Genomic DNA, 15,022 nt, shown 5'->3' with positions numbered 1-15,022 from the left:
ATTTCATCCAAGGGCGGCCGCCCTTGGACCTGTCCTGAAAATACCCTTTGGTGCAGCCTGAAGCAATGCATCCGGGGAATTGGCGGACTATTGTCCCCGCAGCCCGTCCAAGGTGCGCTGGGCAGCTTCCCTCAATCCGCCCGGCCGGGGTCCCGCCGAGAGGATGTCCCGGCTGGAGGTTCCCAGGACCAGCGGGTACGCGGCGCCGAACGTGGCCCGGAGGTCGGCAGGGGTAGCTCCCTGGGCGCCAAGGCCCGGCGCCAGGATGGGGCCACGGACTGCTGCGAGGTCCAGCTCGAGGTCCGTCAGCGCTGTGCCAACGGTGGCGCCCACCACCAGGCCCACGGACCCCAGGTTTCCTGCGTAGCGGGCATTCTCCGCGGCTGCGGCGGTGGTGATCCTGCGCGCCACCGAATCGCTGCCGCCAACGTGCTGGACGGAGGCGCCCTCCGGGTTGGACGTCAGGGCGAGGACGAACACGCCCCGGCCTGTGTCCGCGGCAAGGTCCAGCGCCGGCCGCAAGGACTCGAACCCCAGATAGGGGCTGAGGGTGACCGAGTCCGCCGCCAGCGGGGAGCCGTCACGGAGCCACGCGTCGGCGTAGGCGGCCATGGTGGATCCGATGTCCCCGCGCTTGGCATCGGCGATGCTGAGCACCGACTGCTCGCGGGCCCCGGCCAGGACCTCTTCCAGCACGGCAATACCGGCGGATCCATGCCGTTCGTAAAGGGCCACCTGGGGCTTCACCGCGGCAGCGAGCGGAGCCACGGCCTCAAGGACCGTCAGCGAAAACCGCCTCAGCCCGGCGGCGTCGTCGTCCAGGCCCCAGCTTTCCAGCAGCGCCGGGTGCGGGTCGATGCCCACGCAGAGCGGACCGCGGGATGCCATGGCGGCGCCCAGCCGGGATCCAAAAGACTCCCGGCCGGCGCCCGGTACCTGCTCAGGCATGCTGCAGGGCCGCCTTCGCCTTCTGCTGCGACTCGGCGAGGGCAGCCGCGTGCTCCTGCAAGCTGGTGACGGACCACTCGTAGGTGCGCATGGCTTCGATGGCCTGGACGGCGGCGTTGAACTCGGCCACCGTGGTGATGCACGGAATGCCGATGGACGTGGCCGCGGCCCGGAGCTCGTAGCCGTCGCTGCGGGCTTCGCCGCCGGACGGGGTGTTGAAGACCATGTCGATCTCTCCCGCGACGATGAGGTCGGCGATGGTGCCTTCCCCTTCGGCGCTGCTGCCCTCGGCCACCTTGCGTACCGGGGTGGCCTGGATGCCGTTGCGGCGCAGGACATCGGCGGTGCCGCCGGTGGAGACGATCTCGAAACCGAGGTCCGAGAGCCGCTTGACGCCCATGATCACCGAGCGCTTGTCCCGGTTGGCCACGGACACAAAGACCTTGCCTTCGGTGGGCAGGGCGTTGTTCGCGCCCGCCTGGCTCTTGGCGAAGGCGGTGTCGAAGTGCTTGTCGATGCCCATGACTTCGCCGGTGGAACGCATCTCGGGCCCGAGCAGGGAGTCCACCACCTTGCCCTCGAGCGTCCGGAACCGGCTGAACGGCAGCACGGCTTCCTTGACGGCCACGGGCGCGTCCAGCGGGAGGGTGGATCCATCGCCGGTTTCGGGCAGCATCTTGTAGGCGCTGCGCAGCTGGTTGATGGTCACGCCGGTGCCGATCAGCGCGGCGGCCTTGGCCATCTGGACGCCGGTGGCCTTGGACACGAACGGCACGGTCCGGGAGGCGCGCGGATTGGCTTCCAGGACGTACAGGACGTCCGAGGCCAGCGCGAACTGGATGTTGATCAGGCCGCGCACGCCCACGCCCTCGGCGATGGCGCGGGTGGCCACGCGGACCCGATCAATGACATTGCTGCCCAGGGTGATGGGCGGCAGGACGCAGGCGGAGTCACCGGAGTGGATGCCGGCTTCCTCGATGTGTTCCATGATGCCGCCCAGGTACATGTCGGTGCCGTCGAAGAGGGCATCGACGTCGATCTCGACGGCGTCTTCCAGGAACCGGTCGATCAGGACCGGGTGGTCCGGGGTGATCTCGGTGGCGTTGGCGATGTAGCGCGAGAGGTTCGGCTCGTCGTAGACGATTTCCATGCCGCGGCCGCCCAGCACGTAGGACGGGCGGACCAGGACGGGGTAGCCAATCTCATCGGCAATCTTCTTGGCGTCCTCGAAGGAGACGGCCGTACCGTTCTTCGGCGCCACCAAGCCGGCCTTGTCCAGCACGCGGGAGAAGGCGCCACGGTGCTCGGCGAGGTCGATGGCCTCCGGTGAGGTACCCAGGATGGGCACGCCGGCGTCGGCGAGCTGCTGCGCCAGCTTCAGCGGGGTTTGGCCGCCGAGCTGGACGAACACGCCCATGACGCCGCCCGTGCGTTCCTCCGCCGCGATGACCTCGAGGACGTCCTCCAGCGTAAGGGGCTCGAAGTACAGCCGGGTGGAGACGTCGTAGTCGGTGGAGACGGTTTCCGGGTTGCAGTTGACCATGACGGTCTCATAGCCGGCCTTGCGGAGCGCCATGGACGCGTGGACGCAGGAGTAGTCGAACTCGATGCCCTGGCCGATGCGGTTGGGGCCTGAGCCGAGGATCAGGATGGACGGCTTGGAGTGCAGCGCGACCTCGTCCTCCTCGTCATAGGCCGAATAGTGGTACGGCGTGTAGGCGGCGAATTCGGCGGCGCAGGTGTCAACGGTCTTGTAGACGGGGCGGATGCCGAGGGCCTGGCGGACGCCCCGGACCACTGCCTCAGGGTTGTGCGTGAGGGAGCCGATCTGCTCGTCAGAGAAACCGTGGCGCTTGGCGCGCTTGAGCATGTCCGCTGTCAGAGCACCGGCCTGCCGGATTTCGCGGGAGATCTCGTTGAGCAGCTGGAGCTGGTCAAGGAACCAGGGATCGATCTTGGTGGCCTCGAAAAGCTGCTCCACGGTGGCGCCGCCCAGGAGGGCGCGCTGGACCTGGTGCAGGCGCTCGGTGGTGGGGCGTTTGGCCTTTTCGATGAGTTCGGCCACTTCCCATTCAGGGACGCTGCTGAAGTCCAGCTGCGAGCCCTTCTGTTCCAGGGAGCGCAGTGCCTTCTGCAGTGCTTCGGTGAAGTTGCGGCCCATCGCCATGGCCTCGCCCACCGACTTCATGGTGGTGGTAAGGGTGTTGTCCGCCGCAGGGAACTTCTCGAAGGCGAAGCGCGGGACCTTGACCACCACGTAGTCGAGGGTGGGTTCGAAGGACGCCGGGGTCTTCTGGGTGATGTCGTTGGGGATCTCGTCCAGGGTGTAGCCCAGCGAGAGCTTGGTGGCGATCTTGGCGATCGCGAAGCCGGTGGCCTTGGAAGCCAGTGCGGAGGAGCGGGAGACGCGCGGGTTCATTTCGATGACCACCACACGGCCGGTGGCGGGGTCGATGGCGAACTGGATGTTGCAGCCGCCGGTATCGACGCCCACCTCGCGGATGACGGCGATGGCGACATCGCGCAGCTTCTGGTACTCGCGGTCAGTGAGGGTCAGCGCCGGAGCAACGGTGATGGAGTCACCGGTGTGCACGCCCACGGGGTCGAAGTTCTCGATGGAGCAGACGACAACCACGTTGTCGTTCTTGTCCCGCATCATTTCGAGCTCGTATTCCTTCCAGCCCAGGATGCTCTCCTCGAGCAGCACCTCGCTGGTGGGGCTGTACTGCAGGCCCTGGCCGACAATGCGGCGCAGGTCGTCCTCGTTGTAGGCCAGTCCGGAGCCCAGGCCGCCCATGGTGAAGGAGGGGCGGACCACCATGGGGTAGCCCAGGTCGTCGGCTGCCGTGAGGGCTTCATCCATGCTGTGGATGATGTGGCTGCGGGCGGATTCCGCGCCGCAGCGCTCCACGACGCCCTTGAACTTTTCCCGGTCCTCGCCCAGCTCAATAGCGGCGATGTTGGCACCGATCAGCTCGACGTTGTACTTCTCCAGTACACCGTTCTTGTCCAGGGCGATGGCGGTGTTCAGCGCGGTCTGCCCGCCCAGGGTGGGCAGGACGGCGTCCGGCCGTTCCTTGGCGATGATCTTCTCCACCACCTCAGGGGTGATGGGCTCAACGTAGGTGGCGTCGGCGAACTCGGGGTCGGTCATGATGGTGGCCGGGTTGGAGTTCACGAGGATGACGCGAAGGCCCTCCTCCTTGAGGACGCGCAGGGCCTGCGTGCCGGAGTAGTCGAATTCGGCGGCCTGGCCGATGACGATCGGGCCGGAACCAATGACGAGGACGCTTTTGAGGTCTGTACGTTTTGGCATTACTTCTTGTCCTCGGTCTTGTTGTCGTTGGCAGTCTTGGTTTCAGCGTCCTTGGTGTCCGCCATCAGGTCGATGAAGCGGTCGAACAGGTACGCGGCGTCGTGCGGGCCGGCGGCAGCTTCGGGGTGGTACTGCACGGAGAACGCCGGGATATCCAGGCAGGCGAGGCCTTCCACAACATCGTCGTTCAGGCTGATGTGGCTGACTTCCACCCGGCCGTACCGTGATTCCGGCGCCTGGGTGGCGCCGTCGAGCGGGGCGTCCACGGCGAAGCCATGGTTCTGGGAGGTGATTTCGACCTTCCCGGTGCGGCGGTCCATCACGGGCTGGTTGATGCCGCGGTGTCCGTAGCGGAGCTTGTACGTGCCAAAGCCCAATGCCCGGCCCAGGATCTGGTTGCCGAAGCAGATGCCGAAGTACGGCAGCTTTTCGTCCAAGACTGAGCGGAGCAGCTTGACCTGGGCGTCTGCGGTCGCTGGGTCGCCAGGGCCGTTGGACATGAAGAAACCGTCCGGGTTGACGGCCTTGACATCCTCAAGGGTGGCGGTGGCCGGCAGCACATGGACGCGGACGCCCCGCTCGGCGAACCGTACCGGGGTCATGGCCTTGATGCCGAGGTCGATCGCCGCGATGGTGAAGCGGGGTTCACCTTCCCAGCCGTGGTCCTTTGGTTCCACGACGTAGGCTTCGTCGACGCTGACCTCCTCGGCCAGGCGGGAACCTTCCATGGGCGCACTGGCCAGGACGGCGTCGAGCAGTTCCTTGTCCGTGGCCTCTGCCGCCCCGCCGGAGAAGATGCCGGCGCGCATGGTCTTGTGCTCGCGCAGGTGGCGGGTGATGGCTCGGGTGTCCACGCCCTGGATGCCGACGATGCCCTGGGCCACCAGCTCCTCGTCAAGGGAGCGCTCGGAGCGCCAGTTGGAGGGCCGGCGGGCAGCGTCCCGGACAATGTAGCCGGCCACCCAGATCCGCCGGGACTCGGCGTCCTCGCTGTTCACACCGGTGTTGCCGATGTGGGGTGCCGTCTGTACCACGAGTTGGCGGGCATAGGACGGGTCGGTAATGGTTTCCTGGTAGCCGGTCATGCCGGTGGCGAAGACGGCCTCGCCCAGGGCGGTGCCGGTGGCGCCGTAGCTGGTGCCTCGGAAAATGCGGCCGTCTTCGAGAACCAGCGCAGCGGGGGCTGACACAGGAGCGGAGGTGGTTGCTGTCAATGTATTCGCTTTCACTGTCTTACTTTCCACTGGTGGCACCAGCCGCTGGGGCTGACGAAATCAATTCCTGAAGGGCCCGGTAAAGCACGTCTTTGTCGGCGGCGCGTCGGGTCCGGAAGCCGGTGTCAAGCTCATGCGCGCCGAGCATCCAGGCCAGCACGAGCAGGCCGTCTTTCTCGACGAACTTCCCGGCCATGCCGCTGTCCTGCCGGACACCGGTCAGGGAAGCGGCAGGGATGTAGAGCGCCGGCGCTCCGGCCCGTTCGTAGAGGACGCCGTGCGGGTAGACCGCGAGGGTTGCGTTGGTGCGGATCCCAAGGCCGTGGACGGCGATCCGGTCGAGCCAGTCACCGGCGGTGGTGGTGGCAACGTACTGCCCTTCGGCGACGGCGGCGGGTTCACCGGGTGCCGCAGGCACCTCGGGCAGCTGTTCGACGTCGGCCTGGCGCCTGAGCCGGTTGCGCCAGCCGATGCCCAGGAGGACAAAGACGACGGCGACGACCGCCAGCATGGCAAGTCCGGGGAGGATTTTGTCCATCAGGCAACGCCCGCCGTGGTGGCTGCGGCGTCGGGGTGGGGCGTGTTCAGTGCACCCTCGAGCACCGTGGGGTGTCCCTTGTAGAAGGTGGCCACCACCTTGCCCGGCAGTTCCCGGCCCTTGAACGGCGAGTTGCGGCCCATGGTGGCCATCGTGGACGGATCGACGGTCCAGCGGGCTGCCGGGTCCACCAAAATGAGGTTGGCGGGCTCACCGGCTTCGATGGGCCGTCCCTGGTCGGACAGCCGCCCGATCTTCGCCGCGGCCGTGGAGGTGACGCGGGCGAAGTCCCCCCATGTCATCAGTCCGGTTTCGATCATGGCGTGCTGCACGACTGAGAGGGCCGTTTCAAGTCCGGTCATGCCCATGGCGGCCTGCGCCCATTCACATTCCTTGTGCTCGCTGGGGTGCGGTGCATGGTCGGTACCCACAACGTCGATCGTGCCGTCTGCGAGCCCGGCACGCAATGCCTGGACGTCGGCATCGGTGCGCAGCGGCGGGTTGACCTTGAAGACGGGGTCGTAGCTGCGCACGAGGTCATCGGTCAGCAGCAGGTGGTGCGGGGTCACCTCGGCGGTGACGTCGATGCCCCGTTCCTTGGCCCAGCGGATGATTTCCACGGAGCCTGCCGTGGATACGTGGCAGACGTGCAGCCGCGAGCCAACATGCTGGGCCAGCAGGACGTCGCGGGCGATGATGCTTTCCTCGGCGACGGCAGGCCAGCCGGTCAGGCCGAGAACCGCGGAGACGTCGCCCTCGTTCATCTGTGCCCCGGCGGTGAGGCGGGGTTCCTGCGCGTGCTGGGCCACGACGCCGTCGAACGCCTTGACGTATTCCAGCGCCCGGCGCATCAGGACGGGATCGTGGACGCAGATGCCGTCGTCGGAGAACATCCGGACCCGGGCGCGGGAGTCGGCCATGGCGCCAAGTTCCGCCAGCTGCTCCCCCGCCAGTCCGACCGTGACGGCCCCGACCGGACGCACGTCCACCCAGCCTGCGGCCCGGCCCAGGGTGTAGACCTGCTCGACGACGCCGGCGGTGTCGGCGACGGGGGTGCTGTTGGCCATGGCATGGACAGCCGTGTAACCACCCAGGGCCGCTGCGCGGGTTCCGGTTTCGACGGTTTCGGCGTCCTCGCGGCCGGGTTCGCGCAGGTGGGTGTGGACATCCACCATGCCGGGCAACGCCACGCAGCCGGCGGCGTCGATCACCGTGGCTCCGCCGGCCTCCAGGCCGTGGCCGATCTCGGCGATGATGCCGTCACGGATCAGCACGTCCGAGGCTTCGCCGCCCAGGATGGAGGCGCCCTTGATGAGGTAGGTTCCGGTGGTGGTCGTCATCAGATGCTCTCCTTGATGGGCGCGGCGGTGGTGTAGGCCGGGGCCCGGGTTGCGGCTGGTTCGCGGGAATCCCCGGAGAGCAGCAGGTACAGTGCGGCCATCCGAACGGACACGCCGTTGCGGACCTGTGCCAGGACGGTGGACCGGGGTGAGTCGGCTGCGGCGGCGCTGATTTCCAGGCCCCGGTTCATGGGACCTGGGTGCATGATGATGGTGTCTGTCATGCCGAGGTCGTCCAGGGCGCGAAGCCGGTTGTCGTCGAAGCCCCAGCGGCGGGAGTATTCCCTGGTGCTGGGGAAGAACGAGGCGTTCATGCGTTCGCCCTGGACGCGGAGCATCATGACGGCGTCCACGCCGTTTGCCAGGGTTTGGTCGAGGTCATAGCTGACGTTGCAGGGCCATTGTTCGACGCCGACCGGCAGCAGGGTGGGTGGCGCCACCAAGGTGACCTCCGCGCCCAGGGTCCGGAGCAACCAGACGTTGGACCGTGCCACGCGTGAGTGCAGGACATCGCCGACGATCGCGACGCGCAGGCCTTTGAGGTCTGTTCCCTCCGACGCCGTTCCGGCCAGCCGCGCCCAGTGCCGGCGCATGGTGAAGGCGTCCAGGAGGGCCTGGGTGGGGTGTTCGTGGGTGCCGTCACCGGCGTTGATGACGCCGGCGTCGATCCAGTCCGTTGCGGCGAGCCGGTGCGGCGCGCCGGAAGCCCAGTGGCGGATGACGACGGCGTCGGCCCCCATGGCGGACAGCGTCTGGGCGGTGTCCTTGAGGGATTCTCCCTTGGATACCGAGGACCCCTTCGCGGCGAAGTTGATCACATCGGCAGAGAGCCGCTTGGCTGCGGCTTCAAAGGAGATCCGGGTCCGGGTGGAGTCCTCGAAGAAAAGGTTGACCACCGTGCGTCCGCGCAGGGCCGGGAGTTTCTTGACCTCCCGCTCGCCCACGGCAGACATTTCCTCGGCGGTGTCCAGGATGCGGATGGCATTTTCATGGCTGAGATCCTGGGTGGACAGGAGGTGTTTCATGCGCCGCCCTCGATCACGACTTCGTTGACCGGTGATCCGCCTTGGGGTGTGTCGGTCTCCTCGAGCCGGACCCGTACCTTTTCGGCGGAGGAGGTGGGCAGGTTTTTGCCCACATGGTCAGCACGGATGGGAAGTTCGCGGTGGCCCCGGTCGATCAGGACGGCCAGCCGGACGATGCGCGGGCGGCCGAGGTCAACGAGGGCGTCCAGGGCGGCGCGGATGGTGCGTCCCGAGTACAGGACGTCGTCAATCAGCACCACTACCTTGTTGTCGATCCCCGTCCGGGGCAGTTTGGTGGGGTACGGCGGCCGGGTCCCCTGGTGGGAAAGATCGTCGCGGAACATGGTGACGTCAAGCTGGCCCACGATGGCGGCGGCGTCCACGGTGGCGTCGGCAGCCGCGATTTTTTCGGCCAGCCGGACAGCCAGCGGGTATCCGCGGCGGGGAATGCCCAGCAGGACCAAGTCCCGGGATCCCTTGTTGGCTTCGAGGATCTCGTGGGCGATACGAGTGAGTGCCCGGTCGATGTCCGCCTGGCTGAGGACAACCCTGGCTGGAACCGGTGCGCTGGTGACAGAAGTCAACGCTCGTCTCCCCTTTCCCCGCCTCACAGGACGGAATTAAAAAAGGAACATTTGCTGTTCAAAATTACCACATCGCCTCGCCGTGCCTGTGCCCGGGAGACGCGTTGCTGGTCACATCGGCTGGCGCGGATTCGTGGTTCCTTGGCGCTCCGGAGCCCCCCGCCTAGGCTTTCCGTTATGCCGACGTATCCGCAGCAACCAACACCAGGGCTCCCCGAGGACCCCTACCGCGAAGCACCCGGGCCGGTCCCCCGGCAGGCCAACCCCAGCTGGATGGGCCAGGTCCATCCAGGACACTACCGCCCGGCACCGGGGCACGGCGGCCAGCCCCTGGCCACGGTCGGTCCGCACCTCCCGGGGACTGCGCTGCGGGTATCCCGGGCACGGACCGGACTGGCGGGACTGTCCATCGCAGGCGGTGTGCTCGCGTTCCTGAGCCTGTTCCTGGTGGTCCCGTTCCTGCTGTCCAATACCGGCGCCGGCGGATTCCTGATCGGGTTCCTCGCGTCCCTGGTTCCTTTGTCCGTGGTCCTGGCGGCGGTCCACATTATCGACAGGTGGGAACCGGAGCCGAAGCGGCTGCTGTTGTTCGCCTTCGTGTGGGGTGCTGCGGTATCCGTTGCGGTGACCCTGCTCATCCAGCCGTTCTTTGTGATCGCGTTCCAGTTCACGGACCAGGCGGACCTGCAGACGTATATGGCCACCGTGCAGGCGCCGGTGGTCGAGGAATTTGCCAAGTCCCTGGGCCTGCTGATCATCCTGCTGGCAGCGCGACGGCAATTCGACGGGCCCGTTGACGGCGTCGTTTTTGCCTTCACCATCGCCGGCGGGTTCGCCTTCACCGAGAACATCCTCTACTTCGGCAGGGCCGTGGCCGAATCGGCTTCCCCAGCCAGCGACCTCGCCCAGATCTTCTTCCTCCGCGGCGTGATGTCGCCCTTCGCGCACGCGATCTTCACCGGAACCACGGGACTGGTGATGGGGTTCGCCGCGCGGAAGTGGCATACCGGAGCGTCCGTGGGAGCCTTCCTGGCAGGGCTGCTGCCGGCCATGTTCCTGCACAACAGGTGGAACAGCATGGGCAGGGGCTTCCTGCTGGACTACATCATGGTCCAGGTTCCGATCTTCCTGCTGGCGGTGGCAGGCATCATCTTCCTTCGGGTTGCCGAGAAGCGCCTGACCCGGCAGCGGCTGCTGGAGTATTCGGCCGCGGGCTGGTTCACGCCGGACGAGGTGCAGCTCCTGGCGACCCCCGCCGGAAGGCGCACGGCGTTGTCCTGGGCCGCCACCGCGGGCCGGAAACCGCAGATGAAGCAGTTCCTGAAGGCGGCCACACAGCTCGCGAATATCCGCCAGCGGATCCTGAGCGGGCGGGACGTGCCTCTTCACCAGGCCGAGGAGCGGCACCAGCTCCAAAGGATCCTGGAGCTCCGGGCGGCCATCGCCCGTTGAGAACGCAGAAGGGGCCCGCCGGATGTCCGGCGGGCCCCTTGGCGTTCGGCTGACGCCGCAAACCTGGGCTCTTCGCTAGGCGAGCAGCGAAGGCTTCAGCTGTTGCAAGCGCCCGAGCAGGCCGTTGATGAACTGCGGAGACTCATCCGTGGACAGCGTCTTGGCCAGTGCAACGGCTTCGCTGACCGCCACTCCGTCGGGGACGTCGTCGTTGTACAGGAGCTCCCAGGTACCGATGCGGAGGATGATGCGGTCCACTGACGGCATCCGTTCCAGGCTCCAGCCCTGCGAGTAGGTCTCCAGGAACTCATCAATGGCTGCCTGCTGGGACACTACGCCCTCAACGATTTCCAAGGTGTAGGGGTTGACCACCTGGTCGGTCTTTTCCCGGCGTGCGCGGAGCACGTCAAATGCCGAAACAGAGCGTTGCTCCGCCTCGAAAAGAACATCCAGTGCCCTGTTGCGGGCTTTACCGCGGGCGCTCACTACTCGGTGACCCGGCCCAGGTAGCTGCCGTCGCGGGTGTCCACCTTGACCTTGGTGTTGTTCTCGATGAACAGCGGCACCTGGATCTCGTAGCCCGTTTCCAGGGTGGCAGGCTTGGTGCCGGCGGACGAGCGGTCGCCCTGCAGGCCCGGCTCGGTGTAGGTGATTTCGAGGACGACGCTCGGCGGCAGTTCGATGTAAAGCGGGTTGCCGTCGTGGATGGCGATGTTCACCATCTGGTTCTCAAGCATGAAGTTGGTGGCGTCCCCCACCGTGGCCCCGGAAACGGTGATCTGATCGTAGTCGGAGGTGTCCATGAACACGAAGTCCGCGCCGTCCTGGTACAGGTACTGGTAGTCGCGGCGGTCGACGGTGGCCGTCTCAATCTTGAGGCCGGCGTTGAAGGTCTTGTCGACAACCTTGCCGGACATCACGTTGCGCATCTTGGTGCGGACAAAGGCGCCGCCCTTGCCGGGCTTGACGTGCTGGAACTCGATGATGTTCCACAACTGGCCCTCAAGCTTCAGGACCGTTCCGTTCTTAATGTCGTTAGTGGTTGCCACTGGTTTCCTCTGGTTCCTTTATCCGGCCGTGTGGGCCAGGTGCTGTATGCCGGGCGGGCAAACCAAAGCGGCCCGCCTGCACGTGTTTGTCAAAAATCGCCTGGATGCAAAAATTCCACAACCATTCTACCGGTAAATACCGGGCAGCTTGTCCGCTGCCGCCGCCTGCCTCCTCAGCAGGCCAATTCCAGGATGTCCCGTGCACGCTGGAGCGCCACGGTGGAGGAATAGATTTGGGCAGCATCCGCGGACTGCGCCACCCGCAGGTCCAGCGCCTTGGAGAACGACTCAACGGCGGCCGAGGTCTGGCCGGCTGCGTACTGGGTCTTGCCCAGGAATTGCAGTGCCAGCGCTTCGCGGGGCGTGCCGTGCACCTCGGCCAGGAGTTGCCGGAACAGCTCTATGGCGCGGTCCATCCGGTGGGTGACGCTCAGTACCTCGGCTTCGAAGACGCGCAGCCGGAACGATTCCGGGTCCTTGAACCGTGCTTCGGCCAGCAGTTCAGCCGCTTCGGAGGCATGGCCCTCGACCAGCAGGACGAAAATGTGGTCCGCGGGGTCGGTGGAGGCCGACAGGGCTTCCCGGACAGCGTCCTCGTTGACGATCTGGGGCATCAGGGTATCCGGGTTTATGCGGATGCCGGGAAATCCGGCCTGGGGCCAGTCGGCGGTGCCTTTCATGTCGCCCTGCATCAGGACGCAATTTCCTGGTACGCGGCGAACAGCAGCGAGGTGTCCGGCACATCAAGGATGCCCGGCTTGGCGATTCCGTCCAGCACCACGAAACGCAGCAGGTCGCCGCGGGACTTCTTGTCGCGGCGCATCCCATCCAGCAGACCCTGCCAGCGGTCCCGGCGATAGGTGACCGGCAGCCCAAGGCCGTCCAGGATGCTTCGGTGCCGGTCGGCGTCGGCATCGCTGAGCCTGCCCACGCTGCGGGCAAGTTCGGCCGCAAACATCATGCCCACGGACACGGCTGCGCCGTGCCGCCACGAGTAGCGTTCCACCAGCTCGATGGCGTGGCCCAGGGTGTGTCCGTAATTCAGGATTTCCCGGAGCCCGGATTCTTTGAGGTCCTCGGAAACCACCTTCGCCTTGACGGCGATGGCGCGTTCAATCAGCTCGCGCAGCGCGTCGGAGCGGGGGTCCACCACTGCGGCCGGGTCTTTCTCCACGAGATCGAGGATGGCGGGGTCGGCAATGAAGCCGCACTTGATGACCTCGGCAAGCCCGGAAATGATCTCGTTCTTCGGCAGCGTTTCCAGCGTGTCCAGGTCGGCCAGGACGGCCGCGGGCGGGTGGAACGCCCCCACGAGGTTCTTTCCTTCCGCGGTGTTGATGCCGGTTTTGCCGCCTACCGAGGCGTCCACCATGCCCAGCAGGCTGGTGGGCATGTGGATGACCTTGACGCCGCGCAGCCAGGTAGCGGCAACGAAGCCGGCGAGGTCGGTGACTGCTCCCCCGCCCACAGCCACGATGGCGTCCGAGCGGGTGAAGTCGTTCTGGCCCAGGACCTGCCAGCAGAATGCCGCGACCTGGATGTGCTTGCCTTCCTCGGCGTCCGGGATTTCCGCCGTAAGCGAGGTGAAGCCGGCCTCGGCCAGCTCGTCGCGGACGGTGTCTCCGGTGAGGCGCAGTGCGCGGGGGTGGATCACCAGCACCCGGCGGACGCGTTCACCCAACAGGGCGGGAAGTTCTCCAAGCAGGCCGCGCCCCACGACGACGCCGTAGTTGTTTCCAGCACCTTCGCCGGTGACGTTGATGACTGTTGATTGAGTGTTCACTTCTCAACTTCCTGTTTGGCAGCTGCGTGGTGCCGCAGTGCTGCTTCCAGCCGTGCGCCGAGCTCGGGTATGGAGCCGTGGCGGACGTCCAGGGTGATGTCGGCCAGCCTCTCGTAGACCGGCCTGCGGGTGGCAAACATTGCTGTCCAGCGGCCCATGGCGTCGCCGGCGAGGAGTGGCCGGCCCGAGTTCCGGGCGATCCTGCCTGCCACCGTATCAGCGTCGCATTCGAGGTAGACCACGGTGCAGCGGCCCATGAGCTGCTGGGTCCCGGAGTCCAGTACGGCCCCGCCGCCCAGGGAAATCACCGTGGTGGTCCCGGCCGCGTCCTCAACGGCGTCGGCGACGGTCCGGGCTTCGATTTCGCGGAACGCGTGCTCCCCGCGGCCCGCGAAGATATCGGCGATGGAACCGTGGCCGGCAACGATGACGGCGTCGGTGTCAATGAAGCGGACGCCCAGCTGTTGCGCCAGTTGCTGGCCGATGGCCGATTTGCCGACGGCCATGGGGCCGATGAGCACGATCGGCCGGCCGCCTGCGGGGCCGGTACTGCTGTGATGGAGCACTACTGGCCGATCGAGTCCAGGGAAGCCGGGATGTTGTCCAGGTAACCCTTGATGTTGCGGGCGGTTTCCGGCACGGAGTCACCACCGAACTTCTCCATGACGGCTTCGGCCAGGACCAGTGCCACCATGGCCTCAGCCACGACGCCCGCAGCCGGGACGGCACAGACGTCGGAGCGCTGGTGGTGGGCCTTGGCCGGTTCGCCGGTGCTGACGTCGATGGTGCGCAGGGCGCGCGGCACGGTGGCGATCGGTTTCATGGCGGCGCGGACCCGGAGGACGTCGCCGATGCTCATGCCGCCCTCGATACCGCCGGCCCGGTTGCTGGCACGGCCGATCCGGCCCATGCCGTCACGGACAATTTCGTCGTGGGCGGCTGAACCCCGGCGTGCAGCGGTCAGGAAACCGTCGCCGACCTCCACGCCCTTGATGGCCTGGATCCCCATGAGCGCCGCGGCCAGCCGGGCATCGAGCCGCCGGTCCCAGTGCACGTAGCTGCCAAGTCCCGGCGGAAGCCCGTAGGCGAGGACCTCGACCACGCCTCCCAGCGTTTCGCCTTCTTTGTGGGCGGCGTCGACCTCCGCAACCATCGCGTCGGAGGTTTCGCGGTCGAAGCAGCGCAGCGGATCCGTGTCCAACGCGATGACATCGCCGGGCAACGGCAGCGGCCGGCCTTCGGGCACGGTGACGCTGGCGATGGAGACAGTGTGGCTGACCAGTTCGATGCCGAGGTGCCGGAGGAACCGGGCTGCCACGGTGCCGAGGGCAACCCGGGTTGCCGTTTCGCGGGCGCTGGCGCGTTCCAGGACAGGACGCGCTTCATCAAACCCGTATTTCTGCATGCCGGTGAAGTCGGCGTGGCCCGGACGGGGCCGCGTCAGCGGTGCGTTGCGGGCCTGGTCGGCGAGGAGTTCAGCGTCAACGGGGTCGGCAGACATGATCTGCTCCCATTTGGGCCATTCGGTGTTGCCCACCTGGATGGCGACGGGACCGCCCTGGGTGCGGCCGTGCCGTACACCGCCAAGGATGGTGACCACGTCCTGCTCGAATTTCATCCGTGCGCCGCGGCCGTAGCCGAGCCGGCGGCGGGCCAGGGAGTCTGCGATGTCCCCGCTGGTGATTTCCACACCAGCCGGGACGCCCTCAATAATTCCCATCAAAGCCGGGCCATGGGATTCACCGGCAGTCAACCAACGCATAATTTCCATCC

General features: G+C 66.7%; 14 protein-coding genes. 1 reads left to right on the top strand and 13 read right to left on the bottom strand.

Features of this window, described 5'->3' with window-relative positions; genetic code table 11:
• Positions 1–87: 87 nt before the first annotated feature.
• Genes pyrF through pyrR form a run of 7 tightly spaced genes read right to left on the bottom strand, consistent with a single transcriptional unit; the run spans position 88 to position 8,965 of the window.
• On the bottom strand, positions 88–948 hold the full coding sequence (pyrF, locus tag DC347_RS04290) for an orotidine-5'-phosphate decarboxylase (protein ID WP_018761419.1): 861 nt from the start codon (positions 946–948) through the stop codon (positions 88–90).
• Positions 941–4,264 (bottom strand): carbamoyl-phosphate synthase large subunit, encoded by a 3,324-nt coding sequence (carB, locus tag DC347_RS04285; protein ID WP_109044551.1) that lies wholly within the window; start codon positions 4,262–4,264, stop codon positions 941–943. The genes pyrF and carB overlap by 8 nt, the downstream gene beginning before the upstream one ends.
• Complete coding sequence (gene carA, locus DC347_RS04280) at positions 4,264–5,478, bottom strand: glutamine-hydrolyzing carbamoyl-phosphate synthase small subunit (protein WP_240617690.1); 1,215 nt, start codon at positions 5,476–5,478, stop codon at positions 4,264–4,266. The genes carB and carA overlap by 1 nt, the downstream gene beginning before the upstream one ends.
• 19 nt (positions 5,479–5,497) lie before the next feature.
• Positions 5,498–6,016 carry a hypothetical protein gene (locus tag DC347_RS04275; protein ID WP_109044549.1) on the bottom strand — a complete coding sequence of 173 codons (519 nt, stop codon included), beginning with the start codon at positions 6,014–6,016 and terminating at the stop codon, positions 5,498–5,500.
• Positions 6,016–7,356 carry a dihydroorotase gene (locus DC347_RS04270; RefSeq protein WP_109044548.1) on the bottom strand — a complete coding sequence of 447 codons (1,341 nt, stop codon included), beginning with the start codon at positions 7,354–7,356 and terminating at the stop codon, positions 6,016–6,018. The genes DC347_RS04275 and DC347_RS04270 overlap by 1 nt, the downstream gene beginning before the upstream one ends.
• Positions 7,356–8,381, bottom strand: coding sequence for an aspartate carbamoyltransferase catalytic subunit (locus DC347_RS04265; protein WP_109044547.1), 1,026 nt, complete (start codon positions 8,379–8,381; stop codon positions 7,356–7,358). Before DC347_RS04265 ends, DC347_RS04270 begins: the two co-directional genes overlap by 1 nt.
• Entirely contained in the window at positions 8,378–8,965 is a 588-nt protein-coding gene (pyrR, locus tag DC347_RS04260; RefSeq protein WP_018761425.1) for a bifunctional pyr operon transcriptional regulator/uracil phosphoribosyltransferase PyrR, read from the bottom strand. The genes DC347_RS04265 and pyrR overlap by 4 nt, the downstream gene beginning before the upstream one ends.
• A 177-nt stretch (positions 8,966–9,142) precedes the next feature.
• On the opposite strand from pyrR, the gene DC347_RS04255 reads away from it, so the two are divergent.
• Positions 9,143–10,417 (top strand): PrsW family intramembrane metalloprotease, encoded by a 1,275-nt coding sequence (locus DC347_RS04255; protein ID WP_018761426.1) that lies wholly within the window; start codon positions 9,143–9,145, stop codon positions 10,415–10,417.
• Between the two features lie 75 nt (positions 10,418–10,492).
• Here the strand turns inward: DC347_RS04255 and nusB are convergent, their stop codons facing one another.
• From nusB to aroC, 6 genes are all read right to left on the bottom strand, one after another.
• The gene (gene nusB, locus DC347_RS04250) at positions 10,493–10,903 is read right to left on the bottom strand and encodes a transcription antitermination factor NusB (protein ID WP_018761427.1); all 411 of its coding nucleotides are present in this window, start codon (positions 10,901–10,903) and stop codon (positions 10,493–10,495) included.
• The gene (gene efp / locus DC347_RS04245) at positions 10,903–11,466 is read right to left on the bottom strand and encodes an elongation factor P (RefSeq protein ID WP_018761428.1); all 564 of its coding nucleotides are present in this window, start codon (positions 11,464–11,466) and stop codon (positions 10,903–10,905) included. The genes nusB and efp overlap by 1 nt, the downstream gene beginning before the upstream one ends.
• Positions 11,467–11,639: 173 nt before the next feature.
• Positions 11,640–12,158, bottom strand: coding sequence for a tetratricopeptide repeat protein (locus tag DC347_RS04240; protein WP_109044546.1), 519 nt, complete (start codon positions 12,156–12,158; stop codon positions 11,640–11,642).
• Entirely contained in the window at positions 12,158–13,249 is a 1,092-nt protein-coding gene (gene aroB, locus DC347_RS04235) for a 3-dehydroquinate synthase (RefSeq protein WP_018761430.1), read from the bottom strand. Before aroB ends, DC347_RS04240 begins: the two co-directional genes overlap by 1 nt.
• Positions 13,246–13,815, bottom strand: coding sequence for a shikimate kinase (locus DC347_RS04230; protein ID WP_109044545.1), 570 nt, complete (start codon positions 13,813–13,815; stop codon positions 13,246–13,248). The genes aroB and DC347_RS04230 overlap by 4 nt, the downstream gene beginning before the upstream one ends.
• Positions 13,815–15,014 carry a chorismate synthase gene (aroC, locus tag DC347_RS04225; protein ID WP_109044695.1) on the bottom strand — a complete coding sequence of 400 codons (1,200 nt, stop codon included), beginning with the start codon at positions 15,012–15,014 and terminating at the stop codon, positions 13,815–13,817. The genes DC347_RS04230 and aroC overlap by 1 nt, the downstream gene beginning before the upstream one ends.
• Between the last annotated feature and the right edge of the window lie 8 nt (positions 15,015–15,022).

The organism is Pseudarthrobacter sp. AG30, from assembly GCF_003116525.1.
Lineage (GTDB): Bacteria > Actinomycetota > Actinomycetes > Actinomycetales > Micrococcaceae > Arthrobacter.
The sequence above is the reverse complement of the archived record's forward strand: the minus strand, read 5'-3'. Positions and strand labels throughout refer to the sequence as shown.